This is a genomic window from Chromobacterium sp. Rain0013 (genome assembly GCF_015291765.1).
Lineage (GTDB): Bacteria > Pseudomonadota > Gammaproteobacteria > Burkholderiales > Chromobacteriaceae > Chromobacterium > Chromobacterium haemolyticum.
In genome coordinates, this window is the sequence record NZ_CP031514.1 from 3,290,805 (window position 1) to 3,312,378 (window position 21,574).

A 21,574-nucleotide genomic window follows, 5' to 3' on the forward strand; every position below is an offset into this window, starting at 1 on the left:
GAGGCGAAATGCCGAATATCGTATTGAGTCGCATCGATGAACGCCTGGTGCATGGACAGGTGGGCGTGCAGTGGGTGGGTTTCGCCGGCGCCAACCTGGTCATGGTGGCCAATGACGAAGTGGCTGAGGACACCCTCCAGCAAAACCTGATGGAGATGGTGTTGGCCGAGGGCATCGCCATCCGGTTTTGGCCGCTGCAAAAAGTGATCGACCAGATTCACCTGGCCGCGGATCGGCAAAAAATCCTCATCGTCTGCAAGACTCCCGGGCACTTTCTGCAATTGATCGAAGGCGGCGTGCCGATCAAACGCATCAATGTCGGCAATATGCATTACGCCAACGGCAAGCGTCAGCTCTACAAAACCGTATCGGTAGACGAACAGGACGTGCGCGACTTCCGGGCGCTGCGCGAAAAAGGCGTGGAATGTTTTATCCAAGGCGTGCCCACCGAGCCGGAACAGGACGTCTATCCCTTGTTGCAAGACCAAGAAGAAAGAGAGTCATGATGGAGATCAGTCTGTTACAAGGCCTGGCCTTGGGCCTGCTCGCCTTTGCCGCCGGGCTGGACCTGTTCAACGGCCTTACCCATTTTCACCGGCCCGTGGTGCTGGGACCCTTGGTTGGCCTGATTCTGGGCGACGCGCACACCGGCATTCTGGTGGGCGGCACGCTGGAACTGGTGTGGATGGGGCTTGCCCCGCTGGCCGGCGCGCAGCCGCCCAACGTCATCATCGGCACCATTGTCGGCGCCACTTTCGCCATCACCACCGGAGTCAAACCCGAGGTGGCGGTTGGCGTGGCGGTGCCGTTCGCCGTGGCGGTGCAGATGGGCATCACCTTTCTGTTTTCCGTGATGTCCGGCGTGATGTCACGCTGCGACAGCATGGCCGCCGCCGGCGACTACAAAGGCATTGAACGGGTGAATCATCTGGCCTTGCTGGCCTTGGGTTCTTTCTATTTTCTCTGCGCCTTTCTGCCCATCTACTTTGGAGCCGAGCACAGCAAAACGATGATCGACATGCTGCCCAAGCGTCTGATCGACGGCCTTGGCGTCGCTGGCGGCATCATGCCCGCCATCGGCTTTGCCGTCTTGCTCAAAATCATGATGAAAAACGTTTATATCCCCTACTTTATCCTCGGCTTCGTTGCCGCGGCCTGGCTCAAGATGCCGGTATTGGCCATCGCCACCGCCGCGCTGGCCATGGCGATGATAGACATCATGCGCAAAGGAGGCGGTCAAACGCCGCCGCGCGCGCCTCAGGAGGCAGCGGAAGATGGCATCTAACACTTTGACCCAACCCTTGCCGCAGCAGGCGGAATCCCGTGCCGCGGACATGGATGACGACCGCTACGAAGACCAGAGCCTTGGCGCGGAATTGACGCGGCAAGACATTAATCGCTTCGCCTGGCGCTCCCTGCTGTTGCAGGCCTCCTTCAACTACGAACGCATGCAGGGCGCGGGATGGCTGTACGGCCTGATTCCAGCGCTTCGCAAAATCCATACCCACCCAAGGGACTTGGCGCGCGCGATGAAGGGGCATATGGGCTTCTTCAATACCCACCCCTTCCTGGTCACCTTCGTGATGGGCATCGTCCTGGCGATGGAACGCTCCAAACAGAGCGTCAACAGCATCCAGAGTGCCAAGATCGCGCTGGGCGCCCCGCTGGGAGGCATCGGCGATGCGATGTTCTGGCTGACCTTGCTGCCTATCTGCGGAGGCATCGGCGCCGATCTCGCCTTGCAAGGCTCCGCGCTGGGCGCCGTGCTTTTCTTCGCCTTGTTCAACACCGTGCACTTCGGCCTGCGCTTCTCCCTGGCTCACTACGCGTACCGGATGGGCATCGCGGCGATTCCCTTGATCAAAGCCAACACGCTCAAGGCCGCTCACGCCGCCTCCGTTGTCGGCATAACCGTGATCGGCGCCTTGGTCGCCACTTACGTGCGCCTCTCCACCCCCTTGAAAATTACCGCCGGCGACGCGGTGGTCAAGTTGCAGGCCGACGTGATCGACAAGCTGATGCCTGCCTGCCTGCCCCTGGCCTACACCCTGGCGATGTATATGCTGGTGCGCCGCGGCTGGAGTCCTTTGCGGCTCATCGTCATCACCCTGGCCTTGGGCGTGGCCGGCACCTTTGGCGGCTTTCTGTAAGTATGACTTGCCTCGTATCGGCGACCACCACGCCCGTCCTTGTCGCCTCAGCACGGCATAAGCATCAACCACGGGGCCTTGGCCCCAGCAACCGGAGCAAACCGATGTTGAACGTCATTTTCTGTGGTCATGGCCGCTTCGCCAGCGGCCTGCTTAGCGCCGCCGAACAAATACTGGGCGAACAGCACAACTGCATCGCCATAGACTTCCCCTCCACCTCCTCTACCGCGTTGTTGGAGCAGCAATGCCGCGATGCGCTCGCTTTGCTGGATCATGTGCAAGGCGTGGTGTTCTTCACCGACCTTCTCGGAGGCACGCCGTTCCGCATCGCCTCCACGCTGGCGGTGCAAAACCGCCATGTGAAAGTGGAGGTGTTGACGGGAGTCAATTTGCAATTGGCGGTGGAAATGCTGGGAGAACGTAACGGCAAAAACCTGGAAACCTTCCGCCAGCAAGCGCTGGACTGCGGCCGTCGCGGCTTGACCAGCCTTGCCGATGAACTGCAGAAACCAAGCAAGCCGCGCTGGCTGGATAGCGCGCCCGGCGCCGGCATCTGAGCTTAGAACCTATATGCGATCTGCTGCGCGTTGAGAGGCGTGGCACGGTGAGTACCGTTTCGAAATGCTCATGTACTGCTTGTGCATTCCGCTTTCTCAACGGCTTCCGCCTTGTCTCGCCTTAGCTCGCGAGATCGTAAACACGTTCTAGAACCTGTTCAAAGCCTCGCCAACGAGGCAGGTTTCAAGGCCCTCGCCTAACGATCTCGCCGACGCGCAGCAGATCGCAAGCAGGTTTTAGCCCGCATCAACCGGAGTTCACCATGAGCAGCATCATCCGCGCACGCCGCTTATTGACCGAGCAGGGATGGCGGGAGCATCAGCTTCTTGCCCATGAAAACGGCGTCATTACAGCGATAGAGCCCCTTCCGTCCGCTCACGAGCGGTACGACGCCGAGTGGCTGGTTCCCGCCCTGATCGATACTCATGTGCATGGCGGGCGAGGCGTGGACGTGATGGATTGCCGCGCCTCTTCGCTGCGCGCATTGTCGGCGGCCAAGGCCGATGAAGGCGTGGGCGCATTTTTGGCCACCACCGTCACCGCCCCGCTGCCAGCGTTGGAACAAGTGCTGGCCTTGATCGCGGACGTACTCCATGAAACGCCGCCCGGGGCGGAAATCCTGGGCAGCTATCTGGAAGGCCCCTACTTTACCCCCCGCCACAAAGGAGCGCATGAAGAGCGCTGGTTTCGCGAATTGGACATCGCGGAGCTTTCCCGCCTGAACGATTGCGCGGCCGGTTCGCTCAAGGTAGTGGCGCTGGCGCCGGAGAAGCCGCATGCCATCACAGCCATCCATTACCTGAGCGCCTTGAACGTGCGGGTCATGCTGGGACACTCCGGCGCGGACTACGCCACAACCCAAGCCGCGCTGGACGCCGGCGCATCCGGCCTTGTGCACTGTTTCAACGGCATGAGCGGCCTGCACCATCGCGCGCCGGGCATGGCCGGCGCGGGTTTGGCTCACCCCAAGGCCTGGCTGGAGCTGATCGCCGACGGCCACCATGTTCACCCCGCCGTTTTGCGATTATGCCGCTGCTGCGCCGGCGAACGCCTGCTGCTGATCACAGACGCGATGCGCGCAGCCGGCATGCCGGACGGCGCTTATGAACTGGCCGGCAGCATGGTGGAAATGCGGGGAGGCATTGTGCGGACAGCCAGCGGCAGCCTGGCCGGCAGCACTCTGGGGCTGCTGGATGCGGTGCGCAATATGGTGGAGCTGGCCGGCACGGACTTGGCCTCCGCTATCGAAATGGCTTCCCTGCACCCTGCCCGGCTATTGGGCATGGATCATGAACTGGGATCCCTGACGATAGGCAAACGCGCCAATGTGCTGGCGCTGGACGCCCGGATGCAACTGCAGGCGCTATGGGTTCGGGGCCGCCAAGTGAGAGGCAAGATATCCGCCCCGGTTTCAGCGTGAACTGCGAAATGCGCGGATAGAAAAACAAGAAGGATGCGGGGCCGCATGTTGTCGTTGCTTGACCTTCCGTTTCAACACCCAGGTTCTTGACTATCGCAAGCCAATATAAGGAATCGACATGTCCAGCATACTCTCCCGTTGCAGCCTGCTGCCCATTCTGGCGCTGCCCTGGTGCAGCCTGGCCGCTCCAGCGCAGCTCTTGGCGCCGCTGCCTCCCATGGGCTTCAATAACTGGGCCAGGTTTCAGTGCGTTCCGCAGAAACCGCTAGACGGCTCTAACCCGGCGGCCTACTCCTTCCAGCGCTTCATGGAGGACCAGGGCCGGGCGCTGCACGACTCCGGCTTGAGCGCGGCCGGCTACAAAACCGTTGTGGTCGACGACTGCTGGATGATGCGCAACTCGGCGGGCTACTTGCATGGCGACACCAAGTGGTCCGGCTCTCAACAACCTGGCTTTGATTATGAGCTGACCGGCTATATGAACACCCTGCACAATCTTGGCCTGCTGGGCGGCGTATACAACACCGCCGGCGCAAAAACCTGCCAAGGACAGCCAGCCGGCGCGCAAGGACATCAACAGGCCGACGCCAACTCCTATGCGTTCTGGGGCGTGGATTTTCTCAAGTTGGACAACTGCGGCGCAGAGGGCGGCGTGTCCCTGGAAACATTGGATACGCAGATGCAGGCGGCGCTGAAAAACGTCAGCCGGCCCATTGTGTTCGACCCCTCCTTGCCGGCGGGCCAATACCCTCAATCTCCCGCCAAATACACCGCGCTCGCGCTGGCCAAAAAACTTGGCCAGATGTGGCGGGTGGGACCGGACATCAAGATCACGCATGATACGGCGCCCCCGGTTTCCCCTTGGGATTTCAAGGAGGCAGGCTATGAAATCGGCGTCTATCAAAGCTACGACAGCACCATCGCCTTGTCGCGCTATGTCGGCCCTGGCAGTTGGAACGACGCAGACCAACTCATGCTAGGCGATAACGGCCTGTCCACCAGCGAAGAAAGAAGTCAAATGGGCCTGTGGTCCATCATGGGCGCGCCTCTGTTCATCAGCGCGGACGTCCGCAAAATGGTCAACCCTCAAACCGCGCACCTCAAGAATTCGCTCGCCATCTTGAGCAATAAGCGCGTGATCGCGGTCAACCAGGACCCCCTAGGCGCCGGCGGTTACCGCGTCCTGCGCGACAACCCCGCCACCAACGCCGGCTTCGACGTCGTCGTCAAACCCTTGAAGGACGGTAGCCTGGCCGCCCTGGTCTTGAACAAGAACGCTAGCGAGCAAACCTATACGCTGAAACTCGCGACACTGGGCCTGGCACCCGCGGCCAACGGCGCTTACACCGTGCACCACCTGTGGACCGGGGCAAGCCAGTCCTCGGTGAAGGCCGTGACGATGCGGATCGCTCCCCACGACAATATGATGCTCAGAATCGTAGGCGGCGGCGCGCTGACCCCCACCGGCCAGATTCAGACGGTTCAGCCCAGCTTTGACGTGGCCGCCAAGTGCTTATCGGTGGAGGGCTCGGCCAAGCCCGGCGCGGGCATCATCATCGACAACTGCTCTAACTCAGCCAAACAACAATGGCAGCGCCAGGCCAATGGCAGGATCAGGCTCTTGGATTCCAATCTTTGTCTGTCCGCCAATAATGGGCCGGTTAACTCAAGCCACTCGCAATGGGCGAAGCTGGACGCCTGCAATCCAAACGACCGGAAGCAAGCCTTCACCTACACCATGACCGGCAATCTGAAAAACAGCCAAGGTTGTTTGGGTGTTTTCCGAGGCACGGTCGCCATAGCCGGCTCCCGCGTCAATATGTATCGCTGCGCGGCGGAGACGGCCCCGCAAGTCAATCAGATCTGGTCCGCGCCTCACGGCGCCAAGCTGTAAGCACTCGCTCAACATCTCGTAAGCAAGAGCGAAAAAACAAAACCGCTGAAAAACCTGGCTGGCCTGCCTTGGCAGGCCACGCCCGTTCTATCTCGGCGCCTGCTTGCGCCGACGGTACACTGTGCTGCGCGCCACGCCCAGCTCCGCCGCCGCGCGGCTGACATTGCCCTGGCAACGCGCCAGCGCCCGCTCGATCAACTCGTCGCGACCCACCGTCAACGTAGGGCAAGCTCGGGGGGCATCGACCCGGCAGCCGGACGGCAGGTCCTCTTCCCCCAGCACCACCCCATCGTCGGCCAAGGCCAGCATGGTGCGCAAGGCGCTGTACAACTGGCGCGCGTTACCCGGCCAGCTGTAGGCCTGCAAAGCCGCGCGCAGCGGTCCACCCAAGCGCACGCCGCGTTGTTCCGCGCCCAGTTCGTCCCACATCTCGTCGATCAGGCGCGGCAGGTCGTCTCGCTCGCGCAAGGGCGGCAGCCGTACCGGGTAGTCCTGCAAGCGGTAGAACAGATCGGCGCGGAACTCGCCGGACGCCGTCATCGCCGCCAGGTCGCGATGGGTGGCGCAAATCAGCGCGAAGTCCACCGCATGCGTTTGACCTCCCCCCAAGGGCGTGACTTCGCGCTGCTGTAAGGCGCGCAGCAAGCGCGCCTGCATCGCCGCCGGCATATCCCCCACCTCATCCAGGAACAACACGCCGCCGCTGGCTTCGCGCAGCTTGCCCACCATGCCCTTGCGCCTCGCGCCGGTGAAGGCGCCCTCCTCGTAGCCAAACAACTCCGATTCGATCAGCGCCTCGGGGATCGCCGCGCAGTTGACGGCGACGAAGGGGCCGCGGCCGCGCCGGCTGGCGGCGTGCAAAGCGCGAGCGAACACCTCCTTGCCCACACCGGTTTCGCCCAGCAGCAATATCGGGATGTCGGCGTTCAGCACTTTGACGGCGCGCTGCAACTCGGCAGAGGGCCGCGCCGCAGCCTCGGTCTTGGGCGTTTGCCATTCGGCCAAGGCCTTGCGCGCCGGAGGCGTGATGCGCAAATGAAAATGCTGGCCGCGCCGGCTAAGCCGCGGCCGCAAGCCGTCGGCCGGTTCCAGCTCGCCGTCGAACAGCTGGCCGAAGCGCACCCGGCCCAGGTCCGCCCAAACCAGGCCCAGCCAGGCCAGCGCGCAGCTGTTGGCTTCCACCAGCACCTCATCGGCGAAAACCAGCACGCCTTCGCGCGGCGACCCCAGCAAAGCGTGGTTCAAATGGAAGCGCACCAGCCAATGCTCGGAGGCCGATCGGGCCAGCCAGCGGTGTTCAATCTGGCGCGCGGCCAGCCTCACCAGGCCCAGCGCGTGCGCGTCATGGGCGCGCGCGTCGCTGCTGATGTTCAGCGCGCCGGCCAGGCGGCCGTTGGGCGCGAAAATGGGCGCGGCCGAGCAGGAAATCCCTCCGTTGCTGGCCAGATAGTGCTCCCCGCCGTTCACCTGCACCGCCGCGCCCAAGGCCAGAGCGGTGCCGATGGCGTTAGTGCCTCGGTCCCGCTCGCCCCAGGCCATGCCGGGCAACAAAGCCACCTGTTCCGCCTTGGGCAAAAAGCCGGGGCAGCCGGCGGCGTTGAGAATCACGCCGTCGGCATCGCTGAGCAGCACGATGCCGCGGCGGTCGATGACTTGCTCCCCCAGCCCGTCCAGCTCGGGCTGAGCCAGCCGCAGCAGCAGCGAGTTGGCCTCGCGCAGCGCGTTCAGCGCCGCGCCCTCCAGGCCGTCCTCTTGCCGCGCGGCCTGCGGCGGCAAGGCTTGTTGTCGGCAACGCTGCCAAGACTGGGCGATTTCGCCCCTGAGCCCCGCCGGCGCCAGCCCTTGCTGAAAGAAGCTGCGGCGCGCCCGTTCCACGGGCAAAGCGATGGGATGATCCATGGTGAACTCCCTCCGGTCATGAAAGCCGGCGCAAGGTCTCGCAAGTGCCGCGAGACGGAACGAAGACGGTTGCGACGGCGGATGAACCCACGCGTCACCTTAACATGCGGCACGCCGGCACCCATGTCGCATCAAGCGCGACACTGTAGCGTTTTGCAACAGCTTGCGCCGCGTCCAATGGGACAGGTGGCCCGCCTGGCGCTTGCCGAGCCATGCCGCGCCGCAACGCGTGATGGGCAGAATAGCCGCATACGCTGGGCATACTGTGTTTTGCACTGCAACATGCACACCAGACCTCCGCCATTGGCACGCTTTCTGCTGAGCCACTGCCGCCGCCGCGCGGCAACCGGCCTATTCATAACAGGAGAAACACCATGCGTTACGCTCACCCCGGCACGCCCGGCGCGCTGATCGCCTTCAAGCCTCGCTACGGCAACTATATCGGCGGCGAGTTCACGCCTCCGGTCAACGGTCAGCATTTCACCACCACCTCGCCGGTCAACGGTCAGCCCATCGCCGAGTTTCCGCGTTCCGACGCCGCCGACATCGACAAGGCGCTGGACGCAGCCCACGCCGCCGCCGATGCCTGGGGCCAGACCTCGGCGCAACAGCGTTCCTATCTATTGCTGCAAATTGCGGACCGTATCGAGGCCAATCTGGAAGTGCTGGCCGTCACAGAGACTTGGGACAACGGCAAACCGGTGCGAGAAACGCTGAACGCGGATATCCCGCTGGCGGCCGACCACTTCCGCTACTTCGCCGGCTGCATCCGCGCCCAGGAAGGCACGGCGGCGGAGATAGACCACAACACCATGGCCTACCACATCCACGAACCCTTGGGCGTGGTGGGCCAGATCATCCCGTGGAACTTTCCCATTTTGATGGCCGCGTGGAAACTGGCGCCGGCGCTGGCCGCCGGCAACTGCGTGGTGCTGAAGCCGGCGGAACAAACTCCGTTGGGCATTGCCGTGCTGATGGAGGTGATAGGCGACCTCCTGCCGCCGGGCGTGATCAACGTGGTGCACGGCTTCGGCAAGGAGGCCGGCCAGGCGCTGGCCACCAGCAAGCGCATCGCCAAAATCGCCTTCACCGGTTCCACCCCGGTGGGCCGCCACATTCTGCAATGCGCGGCGGAGAACATCATTCCGTCCACCGTGGAGCTGGGCGGCAAATCGCCCAATATCTTCTTCGAAGACATCATGCAGGCGGAGCCGTCCTTCATCGAGAAAGCCGCCGAGGGCCTGGTGCTGGCTTTCTTCAACCAGGGCGAAGTCTGCACCTGCCCGTCGCGCGCGCTGGTGCAGGAATCCATCTACCCGGCCTTCATGGCCGAGGTGATGAAGAAGGTAGCGGCGATCAAGCGCGGGGACCCGCTGGACACCGATACCATGGTGGGCGCCCAGGCTTCGCAACAGCAATTCGATAAAATCCTGTCCTACCTGGACATCGCGCGCCAGGAAGGCGCCGAGGTGCTGAGCGGCGGCAAGTTGGAGCCGCTGGAAGGCGGGCTGGCGCAAGGCTATTACATCCAGCCCACCCTGCTGAAGGGCAATAACAAGATGCGGGTATTCCAGGAAGAGATCTTCGGCCCGGTGGTCAGCATCACGACCTTCAAGGACGAAGCCGAAGCCATCGCCATCGCCAACGACACCGAGTTCGGCCTGGGCGCCGGCGTGTGGACCCATGACATCAACCGCGCCTACCGCGTTGGCCGCGCGATCAAGGCCGGCCGGGTGTGGACCAACTGCTATCACCTCTACCCGGCCCACGCGGCCTTCGGCGGTTACAAGAAGTCCGGCATCGGCCGAGAAACCCACAAACGCGCGCTGGACCATTACCAGCAGACCAAGAACCTGCTGGTGAGCTTCGACCGCAAGCCGCTGGGTTTCTTCTAGTCCTTCCATCAATAAAAAAGGCGGAGCCGATCGGCCCCGCCTTTTTCGTTCGCGCCATCCGTTCAAGCCGGCGGCGTCCACTGATCGCCCACTGCCGCCCCGCCCATCGCCGGGTCGCTGTAGCCGTCGCGCCCGGTTTCCACCCGTCCGGCAAAACGGCGGCTGAAGCCGGGGAAGATCGGCGCGCTGACGCTAACGTCGTACCAGCCGTAGCTATCCTTCAAGGTCCAGTTCAGCACCGCTTCGCCTTGTGGCCCCACGACAACGCGCTGCGCGTCGGTCTTGGCATAAGCGTTGGCGCGCACCCAGAACTCGCAGTTCTCGCGGCCGCTATTGTGCAGCTTCAGATAAACGTCGCCGGCGGCCGGATCGTAGCAGACCTGGATTTCCGGCTGCGCCTTGCTCACACGGCCCAGTTGGCCGGCGTCGCCGGTGAAATGGCGATGGAAGCCGTTGGGCCCCAGCACCCACAGGTCATAAAGATTAGCGTCGTAATTCACCCTCCATAACCCGGACAGCTGCTTGCCGGCCTCCACCGCGTAGCGGCGCGGCGGCGCGTCCAGATGACGGCGGTCGTAGACATGGAACACCGCCGTTGCCTGGCCGCTATTGGCGAAGATCAATTCCACCGTGCCGGCGTTGCCGTCCACGCGCGCGCTGGCGTGCAATTCGTAGGGCAAGGCGCGCGAGCGGCGCAGGCCGCTGGCCTGGACCGGCAGTTCCGGCAGCGCCGGCGCGCTGGGCTTGGTGCGGCCGGGCAAGGCTCGCGCCCGCGCCGCCAGCGCGGCGGTGGCCGGGAGTTTGGGCAGTTCCGCGTTGGGGTTGACGAAGTCGAAACAGGACAGCAGATCGCCGCATACCGCGCGTCGCCAGGCGCTGATATTGGGTTCCTTGACGCCGAAGCGCTGCTCGATGAAGCGGATCACCGAGGTATGGTCGAACACCTGGGAATTGACCCAGCCGCCGCGGCTCCACGGCGAGATCACATACATCGGCACCCGCGGCCCCGGCCCGTAGGGCACATGGATCAGGTCCGCGCGCTCGTTGCTGGTTTCGCTGCTGCGCAGATGGTGATATTCGCCGTCGGTGGCCACGGTGGAGCCGCCGGCCAGCACCGCCTTGGCCGGATCCGGATCCCAGCTTAGATAGCTGGGCGCGGCAGGCGGCGGCACGTGGTCGAAGAAGCCGTCGTTCTCGTCGAAGTTGACCAGGAACACCGTCTTGCTCCACACCTCCGGATTAGCGGTCAGCGCGTCCAGCACGCGGGCGGTGTAATCGGCGCCCTGCGCGGGGCTGGACGGCCCCGGATGTTCCGAGCCGTCGGCGGTGGCGACGATGTAACACACTTGCGGCAGGCGGTTGGCCAACACGTCCTGGCGCAGATCCTCCAGCGTCCAGGTGGACAAGCCCTTGCTCTTGAGCGCGGGCTTGGCGCCGGCCTCGCCGAAGTAAGCGGCGCGGAAGCTGCGGAAGCCGGCCACCGGGTTGTCGGTGAAGTTATCGGCCATGTCCTGATAGATCTTCCAGCTCACCCCGGCCGCTTCCAGCCGCTCGGCGTAGGTGGTGAAGGTATAGCCGCCCTTGGGGTTGTAATCGACAGAATCGTAGGCGTTCGCGATCACCGGACCCTTGCCCTGTTGCAGCGGGTCGTTGCCGCCGCACCACAGGAACACGCGATTGGGATTGGTGCCGCCCTGGAAGGCGCAGTGATAGGCGTCGCACAGGGTGAAGGCGTTGGCCAGCGCGTACTGGAACGGCAGGTCAGCCTCCTTGAAATACCCCATGGAGTGGTTCTGCTTATAGGTGGGCCAAGCGTTCATCGCCCCCTTGCCCCAAGCGTATTGCGCGTCCGACCACACATGCGGCGTGCCCTCCACCCGCATATAGGCGAAAGTCTGCGCGGTGTTGAGATGGAACGGCGCCACCACGCGCGGCGGGGTGGCGCTGTTTCCCTGGTTGGTCTGATACCAGACGGTCTTGCGCTTGAGCAAGGCGCTGTCGGCCAGCGGCAGCGGGAAGCGGTCGCCGAAGCCCCGCACCCCGGCCAGGCTGCCGAAGTAGTGGTCGAAGGCGCGATTCTCCTGAGTCAGGATCACGATGTGCTCGACATCCTGAAGCGTGCCGGTGCGGTTATTGGCGGGAATGGCCAGCGCGCGTTGAATGGAGGCCGGCAACAAGGACAGCGTCAGTGAGCTGGCGGCCAGCGCGCTGCCGCGCTTGATGAACTGGCGGCGGGAAGTGGAAACGGGGGTATCGGTCATGGCGGGCTCGTACGGGTTCAGGGCGCGCAGCGGAGCTTGGCCGGCGGCTTGGTTTGATCGGAATTGCCGTTGCCCGGTTGGCCGGCGTTGTCCTGATTGTCGCCCAGGCAGCCGGCTAGCGCGGCCGCCAGCAGACAGGCAAGCAGCCGGCGCGCCCAACGGGCGGACCTTGGCGAAAGAGTCGTAAGCGTCATCGGAGTGCAGTCGTCGTGTGGCGGCGCGCCGCGCCGCGATGAAAAACCAAGGGCCCGGAAAGCGGAATCCGGGCCCTTGCCCAGCCCGGCTGCGATGCCGGGCGGGAAAACGATAGCGAGAACGCGTTACCTGATGATGGCGGTTTTGTGAAACCGAGAAATCATGATGTCGTCAAGGCTGCGGCGGTGCCGGCGGCGCCTCCTCGCTCCGCGCGGAGAAGCGATACCAATCCAGCCGCCGGGTCAACGTCATGATGGCGGTCAGCGCGGCGAAGAGCAGCAGGCTGCCCAGCAGCAAGGCGTTGTCCTCGGACTGCAGCAGGCCGTACAGCACCGCGTACAGCAAGCTGAGCAGTCCGGCGAAACCCAGGCCGCGCTTCCAGCCGCCCAGAATGTGGCTGACGTAGAAGCCGATCTGGCCAACGCAGGCCGTCGCCGCCAGCAGATAAGCCGGCCCAAAGCCCAGGTGCTCGGACAGCGCCAACAGAATCAGGAAGAACATGACCAGCGCCATGCCCACCAGCACGTACTGGATGGGATGCACGCGCAGGCTGCGCAGCGTTTCCAGCAGGAAGAAGGACAAGAAGGTCAGGCCGATGAACAGCACCGCGTATTTGACGGAGCGCTCGTTCTGCTGATATTGGTCCACCGGCTGCACCAAGCCAGTACTGAAGGACGGCAAGGCGCTCAAACCGGATTTCCCGTCGCTGAAGGCGGCCTGCTGAAAACGGTCGTTCAGATTATTGGCGAACCAGCTGCTCTCCCATTGCGCCTTGAAGCCCTTGGCGTCCACATTGCGCTGCACCGGCAGGAAATTGCCAATAAAGCTGGGATGCGGCCAGTTGGACGCCAGGCTCAGCGTGCTGCTCTCGCCCACCGGCACATAACTGATGCTGCGCGTGCCTTGGAGGTTGAGTTGAAAAGCGAACGGCAACGTCTGCGCCTTGGCGAAATCCAGCAACTGCGGCAGCGGCGCGTGTATGCCCTCGCTCATCCGCGGCAGCCCGGCGCCGGCCGCGAATGGATGCGCTTTGCCGGCTGCGCTCAATTGCGGCACTTTACCAATGCCGCGCGGATCGCTGATGCCCACCGCCAGATAGGGTGTTTTCAGTTGAATCGACGGCTTGAGCAGCTCGGGCTGCGACGGAATCTCGAAGTGCCCGCTGAAGCCGGCCTCGCTGCCGAAAATCAGCGCCTGATAAATGCCCAGCGAGCGCGGGCTGACCTTCAGTTTGCCGTCTATCGCCAACTGGCGCGGCAGCACGTAACGCTCCAGCTCGCGCTTGACGCTTTGCGTCTTGCCGTTTTGCTTTTCCTCCACGGTTTCCACATAAGGGATCACCAGCACCGGACCGATCACGGTTTGCTCGCCGCTGGTGCTGGCCACCACTTTCTCCACCGCTTCTTCCTGGTAATGCTTGCGCTCGGAGATCAGGTTGCTGATCGCGCTCACCGGCACCAGCAGCGCCAAAGACAGCGCCAGCAGGATCAGGATTTTGGTCAATAAGGGGTTTTTCTTCATCGCTTGCCTCCGGGTTTCATCACGGGAGACAGCGTAAGCCTGGAGAGTGAAGCGGAAATGGGCTGGTGTGAAAAGCGTGTGAAGTCCGCGCGCCTCAGCCTAACGGCAGCCATAGCCGAGCCTCGGCGCCGCCGTCGGCGTGATTAAGCAGTTCGGCGCGGCCGCCATGCAACTGCGCCACCTCCCGCACCAGGCTCAAGCCCAGGCCGGTGCTTTTGCCGCTGTCCGGACGCGGCAAGGAGTAAAAGCGCTCGAACACCCGCTCCAGCGCGTAATCCGGGACGCCTGGCCCGTGATCGCGCACTCGGAGGAGATACCCCCCCCCTTCTAGCGCGCCGTGCAGTTCGATCACGCCGCCCGGCGGGCTGAACTCCAGCGCGTTGTCCAGCAGATTGGACAGCGCCTGAGTCAGCAGCAGGCGGTCTCCGTTCAGGCTGGCCGGGGTCAGCCTACGCTCTATGCGCGCGTCGCGCCGGGCGGCGGCCAGCGCCTTGCCGTCGGCGGTTTCCTCGATCAAGGCCGGCCAATCCAGCGGCTGAGCGTCCGGCCTCAGCCGGGACTCCACCCGCGCCTGCCACAACAGCCTTTCGATCAACTGCTGCATGCGCAGGCTTTGCGCCAGGATGTTGTCGACGAAGCGGCGACGCGTTTCCGGCGGGGGATCTTCCCGCAACAGCTCGCCGGCGCCGCGTATCGCGGCCAACGGGCTTTTCAACTCGTGGCTCAGGGTGTGCACATAGCCTTCCACATAGGCCTTGCCTTCCAGTTTGCGCCGCATCGCCTCCACTGCCTGGCCCAGGCTGTCCAGCTCCGGGCTGCCCAGCCTCGGCACATTGGCCGGCTGGCCGGCCGCCACCGCTTCGGCATAGCCCACCAGCCGGCGGATGGAACGGTTGATCCACCACACCATCACCGCGCCTATCAGCAAGGCGGCGCCCAACAGCGCGCCGCCGGCCAGCATGATCTTGCGCTCGCTGCGACGGATCACCGGCTCCATCGTCACATTGGGCTTGGACACGGTCAGCGAGCCGACGATGCGCCCGTCCAGCCGCACCGGGGCGGCCACGTGCATCACGCTGCTGTTTTCATCGTCCGGCTTGCTGCGAGTGCTGCGCGCGCCGTATTCGCCGCGCAGCGTACGGTAAACATCATTCCAACGCGAGTAGTCGCGCCCCAAATCGCGTCCGCTGGAGTCGAAAATCACCATGCCGCGCGCGTCGGTGACGTAGACACGGAACTCCATGGCGTTTTTGACGATGCCGGAAATATTGGCGGCGATGGGCGGCCGCGCTTTGTCGCGAAAGGCGCGGGCCAGCCGTCCGTTGGCGATGTCGCCGTCCGCCATGTCCGCGGCGGCGATGCCGGCCAGCACATTGGCGCTGTCCACCAGCGTGCCCTCGGTGGCGCGACGCACGCCTGGCTTCACTTCCTGGGTGAAGATGGCCAGCACGAACCAGCCGGCCACCGCCACGATCAGGAAATAACCGAGGAACAGCCGCAGGCCGAAGCGCATACTCACTCGCCCAAGCTATATCCCAGGCCGCGGTGGGTCTGGATGGGCTGGGCGTCGGGGTCGATATCGCGCAGCTTGGCACGCAGCGTTTTGACGTGGGTGTCCACGGTGCGGTCGAAACTGTCCTCGGCGTCGCGCCACACCCGCTCCATCAATTGCTGGCGCGAAAACACTCGGCCCGGCTCCGCCAGTAGGGTTTTCAGCAGCAAATATTCGTAGCGGGTCAGGTTCAGCTTGCGGCCGGCGAAATGGATGCAGGCTCGCGCCTCGTCCAGCTCGAATCCGGCGGGCGCCGGAGCGGTGACCGGGGCCTGCCCCTTGGCGTAGCGCCGCAAGATGGTGCGCGCGCGGGCGCTGACTTCACGCGGCGAAAACGGCTTGGCCACGTAGTCGTCGGCGCCGATCTCCAGGCCGATGATGCGGTCCATTTCCTCGCTGCGCGCGGTCAGAAACATCAGCGGCAGATCAGCGCGCTCGCGCAGCCGGCGACACAACTCGAAGCCGTTGATGTCCGGCAGGCCCACGTCCAGGATGCACAAGGCCGGGGCGGCGTGATCCAGCCGCTCCAGCAGGGGCAGGCCGCGCTCGAACCACTCAACCGCGAAGCCGTCGGTTTCCAGCGTGTAGATCAAAGTGTCCGCGATGCCGGCCTCGTCCTCGGCCAGCCAGATCAAGGGCTTCATGGCCGCGCCGCCACCGGCGCCAGCTTTTGCGACAGCATCCGCAACGCCTCGGCGTTGGACGGAGAAAACACCTTGTCGGCGGCCTCGTCCCACGGCAGCCATTGCTGGGCCAGATGCTCGCGCGGCGCCAGCGTCACCGCCACCGGCCGCTCCAGGCACAGCCCGAACACATGCTCGTCGTTGTGGGTGACGCCTTCCGGATAACGGTGGCGCCAGTGCGGATAGATTTCGTAGCGGTTGACCAGGCCCCAGTCGCTGAGCCGGGGATCGTCCCGCGTCAGGACCAGGCCGGTTTCCTCCGCCAGTTCGCGCAGCGCGGTGTCGCGCAAGGCTTCCTCGCCCTCTCGGCTGCCGGTCACGGATTGCCAGTAGCCGGGCTTGTCGGCGCGCTCGATCAGCAGCGCCTGGCCGTCTACGGTGTGGATCACCACCAGCACCGATACCGGTTGCTTGTCGCCCATCAGCGCTTGCCTCCGTTGGCCGGGCTCTGGCTGGCCAGCAAGCCGGCCAGCTCCACCGCGGATTTGACGCCCATTTTGTCGAACACGCGAGCGCGGTGGACTTCCACCGTTTTCATGCTGATGGTCAACTCTTCCGCAATCTGTTTGTTCAGCTTGCCGGTGAGGATCAGCTGCATCACCTCGCGCTCGCGGTCCGTCAACAAGGACAAGGCCGCGGACACCTTGCTGCGGCGGCCGTGGAGCAGACGGTTCTGCTCGTCGCGCAGCACGGCGGCCTCGGCGCGCTCCAGCAAGCGCTCGTCGTCAAACGGCTTCTCCATGAAATCCAGCGCGCCCAACTTGAGCGCCGCCACCGCGTGCGGCACGTCGCCGTGGGCGGTGAGCATGATCACCGGCGGACAGTAAGGCCAGCCCGCCAGCTTTTCCAGCAACATGATGCCGCTCATGCCGGACAGCCTCAGGTCCAGAATGATGCCGTTGAAGTCGCCGCCGTCCGGGCAAGCCAGGAAGTCCTCCGCGCTGTCGAAGCCGCTGGCCAGATAACCCTGGCCGTCCAGCAGCCATACCAGCGACTCCCGCACCGCGGCGTCGTCGTCTATGATTGCCAAGCGTTTGCCTGCCATGGCGGCGTCTCCCCTGCCTTATTCTTGCGGCTTATCGTTGAGAATGCGGATTTCCCGCTGCGGGAACGGCATTTGAATGCCATGTTGCTGGAACAAGCGCCAAATTGCCATATTCAAATCGGATTTCAAACCCATGAAGCCGTTTTCCGGGTCCGCCACCCAAAAGCCCAGCTCAAGATTGATGCTGCTGTCGGCAAATAAAGTGACGAAACCTCGCGGCGCCGGGTCCTGCTGTACCCGCGGGTGATTGGCCGCCTGCTTGAGCAGCTCCAGCGCCTTGTCCAGATCGGTGCCGTAAGCCACCGACACCGGCAGGCTGGTCCACATGCTCTTGTCGGAATACGACTGATTCACCACGGTGTTGGACATCAGCGAGTCGTTGGGAATCAAGGCCTCCGTGCCGTCCGCCCCCTTGAGCACCACATAGCGCGAGGTCATCTTGGTGACGTAGCCCACGCGGTTTTCCACCATCAAGCGGTCGCCGATGCGGATGGAGTGGTCCAGCAGGATGATGAAGCCGGATACGAAATTACTGGCGATCTTCTGCAAGCCGAAGCCCAAACCAATACCCACCGCACCGCCGAACACCGACAGCACGGTCAGATCGATGCCCACTACCGGCAGCGCGATCAGCACCGCGGCGATCAGCAGCCCGGTGCGGGTGAGCTTGGCGAACACGATGCGCAGGCTGGGATCCAGATGCTTCAGGTTCATCAAGCGCGATTCGATCAAGCGGCTGGCCCACAAAGCCACTACAACGATGATGGACACCCACAGCAAGCCGTTCAGTATGGTCAGCATGTTCAGGCGGCTCTTACCCACGGAGAACGACATCGACTCCAGCCACTCGATCACCACCATGTCGAAGCCGATGGCCCAGCTGACAAAGCCCAGCCACAGCACCGTGGCGAGGAAATGCTCGGTATGGCGTTCGAAACGGCCCTTGGGCAGCGCCTGGCGCACCACCGCGCAACACAACCGGATCAGGGTCAGCCAGAACAGCATCGCGCTCAGCAGATGCAGCACCATCGCGCGCTCGTGCAGCAAGTGCACCCAAGCGGAGCGAGACAGCATCACCAAGGCCTGCGCCGCCACCGGCAGCACGAGGCGGAAGCCCACATAGGGCAAAAAGCGCTCATAGCGCTCCGGGTTGTGGTCGAAAAACTGCTTGAAGGCGAAACGGGCCAGATGGAAGGCGATGAACACGCACAACACGCCTATCGCCGCCTCCATCATGCCGGACGAGGTTTGCAGGATGTCCAGCAAGGCATCGAAGTCGATTTCTTCACGCTTGAACAGCAAAATAATCTCCCTTTTGGAGTCTAGATTTCGAATGTTAAGCCGGCTCGCCCGCGGCGCGCTCCGTCTCCGCCAGCTTGCCTTCGTTCAACCGCAGCATGCGCTGCGTACGCGCGGCCAGCCCCAGATCATGGGTCACGATGATCAGGCTGGTGCCCAGTGTGCGATTCAGCTCCAGCATCAAATCGAACACCTGCTTGGCGGTGTGCACGTCCAGGTTGCCGGTGGGCTCGTCCGCCAGCAGGCACGCAGGCCGGGTCACCAACGCGCGAGCAATCGCGGCCCGCTGACGCTCGCCGCCGGACAGTTCGCCCGGCTTGTGCTGCAAGCGCTGCCCCAGCCCCACGCGGCCCAGCATCTCGCTCGCCTCCCGCTCCGCCTGCTTGCGCGGCATGCGGCGAATCAGCAACGGCATCATCACGTTTTCCAGCGCGCTGAATTCCGGCAACAAATGGTGGAACTGATAAACGAAGCCCAACGACGCGTTGCGCAGCTGGCCGCGCTCGGATTCCGACAAAGTCGCCAGATCGCGCCCCAAGACCTCCACACGGCCGGAACTGGGCGTATCCAGCCCCCCCAGCAAATGCAGCAGCGTGCTCTTGCCTGAGCCGGACGCCCCGACGATGGCCAGGCTGGCGCCCTTCTCCACCGTCAGGCTGACATCGGACAACACTGTCAGTTGCAACTTGCCTTCGTTATAGGACTTGCCCAAACCCTGGCACGACAACACATTACTCATAGCGCAAAGCCTCCGCCGGTTGGGTACGCGCCGCGCGCCAGCTGGGGTACAGCGTGGCGAACAAGGCCAGCAGCAGGGAAATCAGGGTGATGGTGGACACATCATTCCACTGCACGTCCGAAGGCAGGTAGTCGATCATATACACCTCGCTGGACAAAATCTTGCTGCCGATAATGCGTTCGATCAGCGGCACGATCACGTCCAGGTTCAAGGCGATCAGCACGCCCGAGGCCACCCCGGACAAGGTGCCCAGCACACCGGCCACCGAGCCCTGAATCATGAAGATTTTCATGATGCTGGCCGGGGACGCCCCCAGCGTGCGCAAAATGGCGATGTCCGCCTGCTTGTCCGTTACCACCATCACCAGCGTGGACACCAGATTGAACGCCGCCACCGCCACGATCAGCGTCAGGATGATGGTCATCATCCTTTTCTCGATCTGCACCGCGCGGAAATAATTGGAGTTGGTGTCGGTCCAGTCCGTCACCAGGTTTTGCGGCAACTTGGCGCGCAGCGCCTGCTTCACCGTCGGCGCCAGCATGGGATCGTCCAGCTTGAAGCGCACGCCGCTGACGCTGTCCCCCATCCGCGACAATACCTGAGCGTCGCGCAGGTGCACCATCGCCAGCGTAGAGTCGAACTCAAACATGTCCACCTTGAAAATGCCCACCACGGTGAACTGCTTGGAGCGCGGCAGCATGCCCGCCGGCGTGATCATGCCCTGCGGCACAAAGAGCATCACCTTGTCGCCCAGGCCCACATTGAGCTGGCGCGCCAGCTCCGCGCCCAGCGCCATGCCAAACTCGCCGGGACGCAAGTTTTCCAGCTTGCCGGCCACCATGTGACGGCCCACGTCCACCACCTTGTCTTCCAGCGCCGGTTCGATGCCGCGCACCAGGCCGCCGCGCACATTGCCGTAAGCGGTAAACAGGCCCTGGCCGTTGACGAAGGGCGCGCCGGCCAACACATGCGGCTGCGCGCCGCCCACTTGGGCCACCTGCCGCCAATGATCCAGCCGGCCGTCGTAAGTGCTCACTTCCAGATGCGAGGCCACGCTCAGGATGCGGCCGCGTATTTCCTTCTGGAAGCCGTTCATGACCGACAACACAATGATCAGCGCGGCCACGCCCAGCGCAATGCCAACGATGGAAATCAGGGAAATGAAGGAAATGAAACCGTTGCGGCGTTTGGCCCGCAAGTAACGCAGGCCGATAAAGGCTTCAAAAGGCCAATGCATCAAAAAAGCCCCTTTCCGGAGCGAATCGCGGGCTCGCCGCGCGCGGCGGCCAACCCGAGGGGGTGGATGAAAACGGCGCTCAGCGCCCTTGATAGGGGTTGTGCAGGCTTTGCATCACCTGCACCAGGAAATCCTTGACCTGGCCTTCGTCACAGCCCATCAGCACAGCGTCTTCCAACGCGTCCTGCGCCAGCTGTGCCAGTTCTTCCAGGTTCTCCTGCATCACTTTCAGTTTTTCCACGCAAGCCACCACATTGCCTTGCGGGTCTTTCCACACCGGAATAGTCACGTTCAATGCCATCATCTCGCTCCAAAGCACATTGCCCGCAACGCGGGCAATGTTGTTCCTGCATCTTTATCAGCTTAAGCCGCCAATCAACGCTTGGCTTTTTTCTTGGCGCCGCCGGCGGCCTTGCCGCCCTTCTTCGCCGTCGCCTTGCCGGCGCTCTTGCCCGCCTTCTTGGCTTCCGCCTTGCCGCCTTTTTTGGCGGCCACCGGCTTGCACTTCTTGCCCTTGCGGCACTTGACCGCCGGGGCGCTTTCCGCCGAGGCCTTGCGCGTCGACACCGCCACGTTCAGATCGTCGGACGTGTCCGCCGACTGCGCCGCCGTGCTGCGATTCACCCGACGCGCGCCGTTGAAACGGCCGTTCCAGTAACTCTGGTTGATATTGGCCACTTCGATATTCTTGCCGGTGCGCGGCGCGTGAATGAATTTGCCGTTGCCCATGTACATGCCCACATGGGAATAACTGAAGCCGCGGGTGTTGAAAAAGACCAGATCGCCGGGCACGAGTTCGCTGCGATTGATGGATTTCCCCACGCGGGCCATTTCAGCCGAAGTGCGCGGCAGGTTCACTTTCAGGGATTTTTGAAACACATAACGGATAAAACCGCTGCAATCTAGGCCGTTTTCCGGCGAATTGCCGCCAAAACGATAGGCCACGCCCAAGAGGCTCATGGCTTGCAACAGCAGATCCCCCACCGCGTCTTCCGCGGGGGAGGAGAATTTCGAGATGGGATCGTCCTGGCCGGACTGCGCGCTAGCTTCCGCCGCGGGGCGCCCCTCCGGAGGGGCCTTTTCCGGAGCCGCTTCAGCGAATACCATAAAGCCCGCCAGCACCAGAGTCATTAAGCGGAGTTGCAATTTCATAGGCCGAACTCTATCGGACGGGGGCGGCAGTGTAAAGCCGCAGGCAGGCCGTTTCCAGCGCTTTGGGCCGGCCC

Annotated in this window: 20 protein-coding genes; 7 read left to right on the forward strand and 13 right to left on the reverse strand. The window is 63.5% G+C overall.

Going from position 1 to position 21,574, the window contains the following annotated elements; genetic code table 11:
- Positions 1–8: 8 nt before the first annotated feature.
- The 6 genes from agaV to DXT74_RS15245 all read left to right on the forward strand — a co-directional run bounded on the left by agaV (position 9) and on the right by DXT74_RS15245 (position 6,022).
- Entirely contained in the window at positions 9–506 is a 498-nt protein-coding gene (agaV, locus tag DXT74_RS15220; RefSeq protein ID WP_194426381.1) for a PTS N-acetylgalactosamine transporter subunit IIB, read from the forward strand.
- A complete protein-coding gene (agaW, locus tag DXT74_RS15225) occupies positions 503–1,285 on the forward strand; it encodes a PTS N-acetylgalactosamine transporter subunit IIC (RefSeq protein ID WP_231138193.1) in 783 nt (260 codons plus the stop codon). Before agaV ends, agaW begins: the two co-directional genes overlap by 4 nt.
- Entirely contained in the window at positions 1,275–2,150 is an 876-nt protein-coding gene (agaE, locus tag DXT74_RS15230) for a PTS N-acetylgalactosamine transporter subunit IID (protein WP_194426382.1), read from the forward strand. The genes agaW and agaE overlap by 11 nt, the downstream gene beginning before the upstream one ends.
- Before the next feature lie 104 nt (positions 2,151–2,254).
- Complete coding sequence (gene agaF / locus DXT74_RS15235) at positions 2,255–2,707, forward strand: PTS galactosamine/N-acetylgalactosamine transporter subunit IIA (protein WP_043634590.1); 453 nt, start codon at positions 2,255–2,257, stop codon at positions 2,705–2,707.
- A 263-nt stretch (positions 2,708–2,970) separates the two neighbouring features.
- Positions 2,971–4,128: an N-acetylglucosamine-6-phosphate deacetylase gene (gene nagA, locus DXT74_RS15240; RefSeq protein WP_194426383.1), complete on the forward strand. Its 1,158-nt coding sequence runs from the start codon at positions 2,971–2,973 to the stop codon at positions 4,126–4,128.
- Between the two features lie 118 nt (positions 4,129–4,246).
- Entirely contained in the window at positions 4,247–6,022 is a 1,776-nt protein-coding gene (locus tag DXT74_RS15245) for a ricin-type beta-trefoil lectin domain protein (RefSeq protein ID WP_194426384.1), read from the forward strand.
- Positions 6,023–6,109: 87 nt separating this feature from the next.
- On the opposite strand, the gene DXT74_RS15250 is transcribed toward DXT74_RS15245, so the two are convergent.
- A complete protein-coding gene (locus DXT74_RS15250; protein WP_194426385.1) occupies positions 6,110–7,921 on the reverse strand; it encodes a sigma-54-dependent Fis family transcriptional regulator in 1,812 nt (603 codons plus the stop codon).
- A gap of 374 nt (positions 7,922–8,295) precedes the next feature.
- On the opposite strand from DXT74_RS15250, the gene DXT74_RS15255 reads away from it, so the two are divergent.
- On the forward strand, positions 8,296–9,816 hold the full coding sequence (locus DXT74_RS15255) for an aldehyde dehydrogenase family protein (RefSeq protein WP_019100764.1): 1,521 nt from the start codon (positions 8,296–8,298) through the stop codon (positions 9,814–9,816).
- Positions 9,817–9,878: 62 nt separating this feature from the next.
- On the opposite strand, the gene DXT74_RS15260 is transcribed toward DXT74_RS15255, so the two are convergent.
- From DXT74_RS15260 to DXT74_RS15315, 12 genes are all read right to left on the reverse strand, one after another.
- Positions 9,879–12,077 carry a phosphocholine-specific phospholipase C gene (locus DXT74_RS15260; protein WP_194426386.1) on the reverse strand — a complete coding sequence of 733 codons (2,199 nt, stop codon included), beginning with the start codon at positions 12,075–12,077 and terminating at the stop codon, positions 9,879–9,881.
- A 17-nt stretch (positions 12,078–12,094) separates the two neighbouring features.
- The gene (locus DXT74_RS15265) at positions 12,095–12,271 is read right to left on the reverse strand and encodes a hypothetical protein (RefSeq protein WP_156038862.1); all 177 of its coding nucleotides are present in this window, start codon (positions 12,269–12,271) and stop codon (positions 12,095–12,097) included.
- Between the two features lie 172 nt (positions 12,272–12,443).
- Positions 12,444–13,793 (reverse strand): cell envelope integrity protein CreD, encoded by a 1,350-nt coding sequence (gene creD, locus DXT74_RS15270; protein ID WP_194426387.1) that lies wholly within the window; start codon positions 13,791–13,793, stop codon positions 12,444–12,446.
- Positions 13,794–13,887: 94 nt separating this feature from the next.
- Positions 13,888–15,306, reverse strand: coding sequence for a two-component system sensor histidine kinase CreC (gene creC / locus DXT74_RS15275; protein ID WP_194426388.1), 1,419 nt, complete (start codon positions 15,304–15,306; stop codon positions 13,888–13,890).
- 2 nt (positions 15,307–15,308) lie between these two features.
- Positions 15,309–15,989, reverse strand: a complete 681-nt coding sequence (creB, locus tag DXT74_RS15280) for a two-component system response regulator CreB (RefSeq protein WP_194426389.1) — start codon at positions 15,987–15,989, stop codon at positions 15,309–15,311.
- Positions 15,986–16,450 carry a dihydroneopterin triphosphate diphosphatase gene (nudB, locus tag DXT74_RS15285; protein ID WP_194426390.1) on the reverse strand — a complete coding sequence of 155 codons (465 nt, stop codon included), beginning with the start codon at positions 16,448–16,450 and terminating at the stop codon, positions 15,986–15,988. The genes creB and nudB overlap by 4 nt, the downstream gene beginning before the upstream one ends.
- Positions 16,450–17,073 carry a response regulator transcription factor gene (locus DXT74_RS15290; protein ID WP_081555872.1) on the reverse strand — a complete coding sequence of 208 codons (624 nt, stop codon included), beginning with the start codon at positions 17,071–17,073 and terminating at the stop codon, positions 16,450–16,452. Before DXT74_RS15290 ends, nudB begins: the two co-directional genes overlap by 1 nt.
- A gap of 18 nt (positions 17,074–17,091) precedes the next feature.
- Positions 17,092–18,375, reverse strand: a complete 1,284-nt coding sequence (locus DXT74_RS15295; RefSeq protein ID WP_231138194.1) for a mechanosensitive ion channel family protein — start codon at positions 18,373–18,375, stop codon at positions 17,092–17,094.
- Between the two features lie 34 nt (positions 18,376–18,409).
- Positions 18,410–19,111 (reverse strand): lipoprotein-releasing ABC transporter ATP-binding protein LolD, encoded by a 702-nt coding sequence (gene lolD / locus DXT74_RS15300; protein ID WP_043634555.1) that lies wholly within the window; start codon positions 19,109–19,111, stop codon positions 18,410–18,412.
- Entirely contained in the window at positions 19,104–20,348 is a 1,245-nt protein-coding gene (locus tag DXT74_RS15305; RefSeq protein ID WP_194426391.1) for a lipoprotein-releasing ABC transporter permease subunit, read from the reverse strand. Before DXT74_RS15305 ends, lolD begins: the two co-directional genes overlap by 8 nt.
- Positions 20,349–20,427: 79 nt before the next feature.
- Positions 20,428–20,652, reverse strand: a complete 225-nt coding sequence (locus DXT74_RS15310) for a hypothetical protein (protein ID WP_019100753.1) — start codon at positions 20,650–20,652, stop codon at positions 20,428–20,430.
- Positions 20,653–20,723: 71 nt separating this feature from the next.
- Positions 20,724–21,500, reverse strand: a complete 777-nt coding sequence (locus DXT74_RS15315) for a C40 family peptidase (protein ID WP_194426392.1) — start codon at positions 21,498–21,500, stop codon at positions 20,724–20,726.
- Positions 21,501–21,574: the final 74 nt, after the last annotated feature.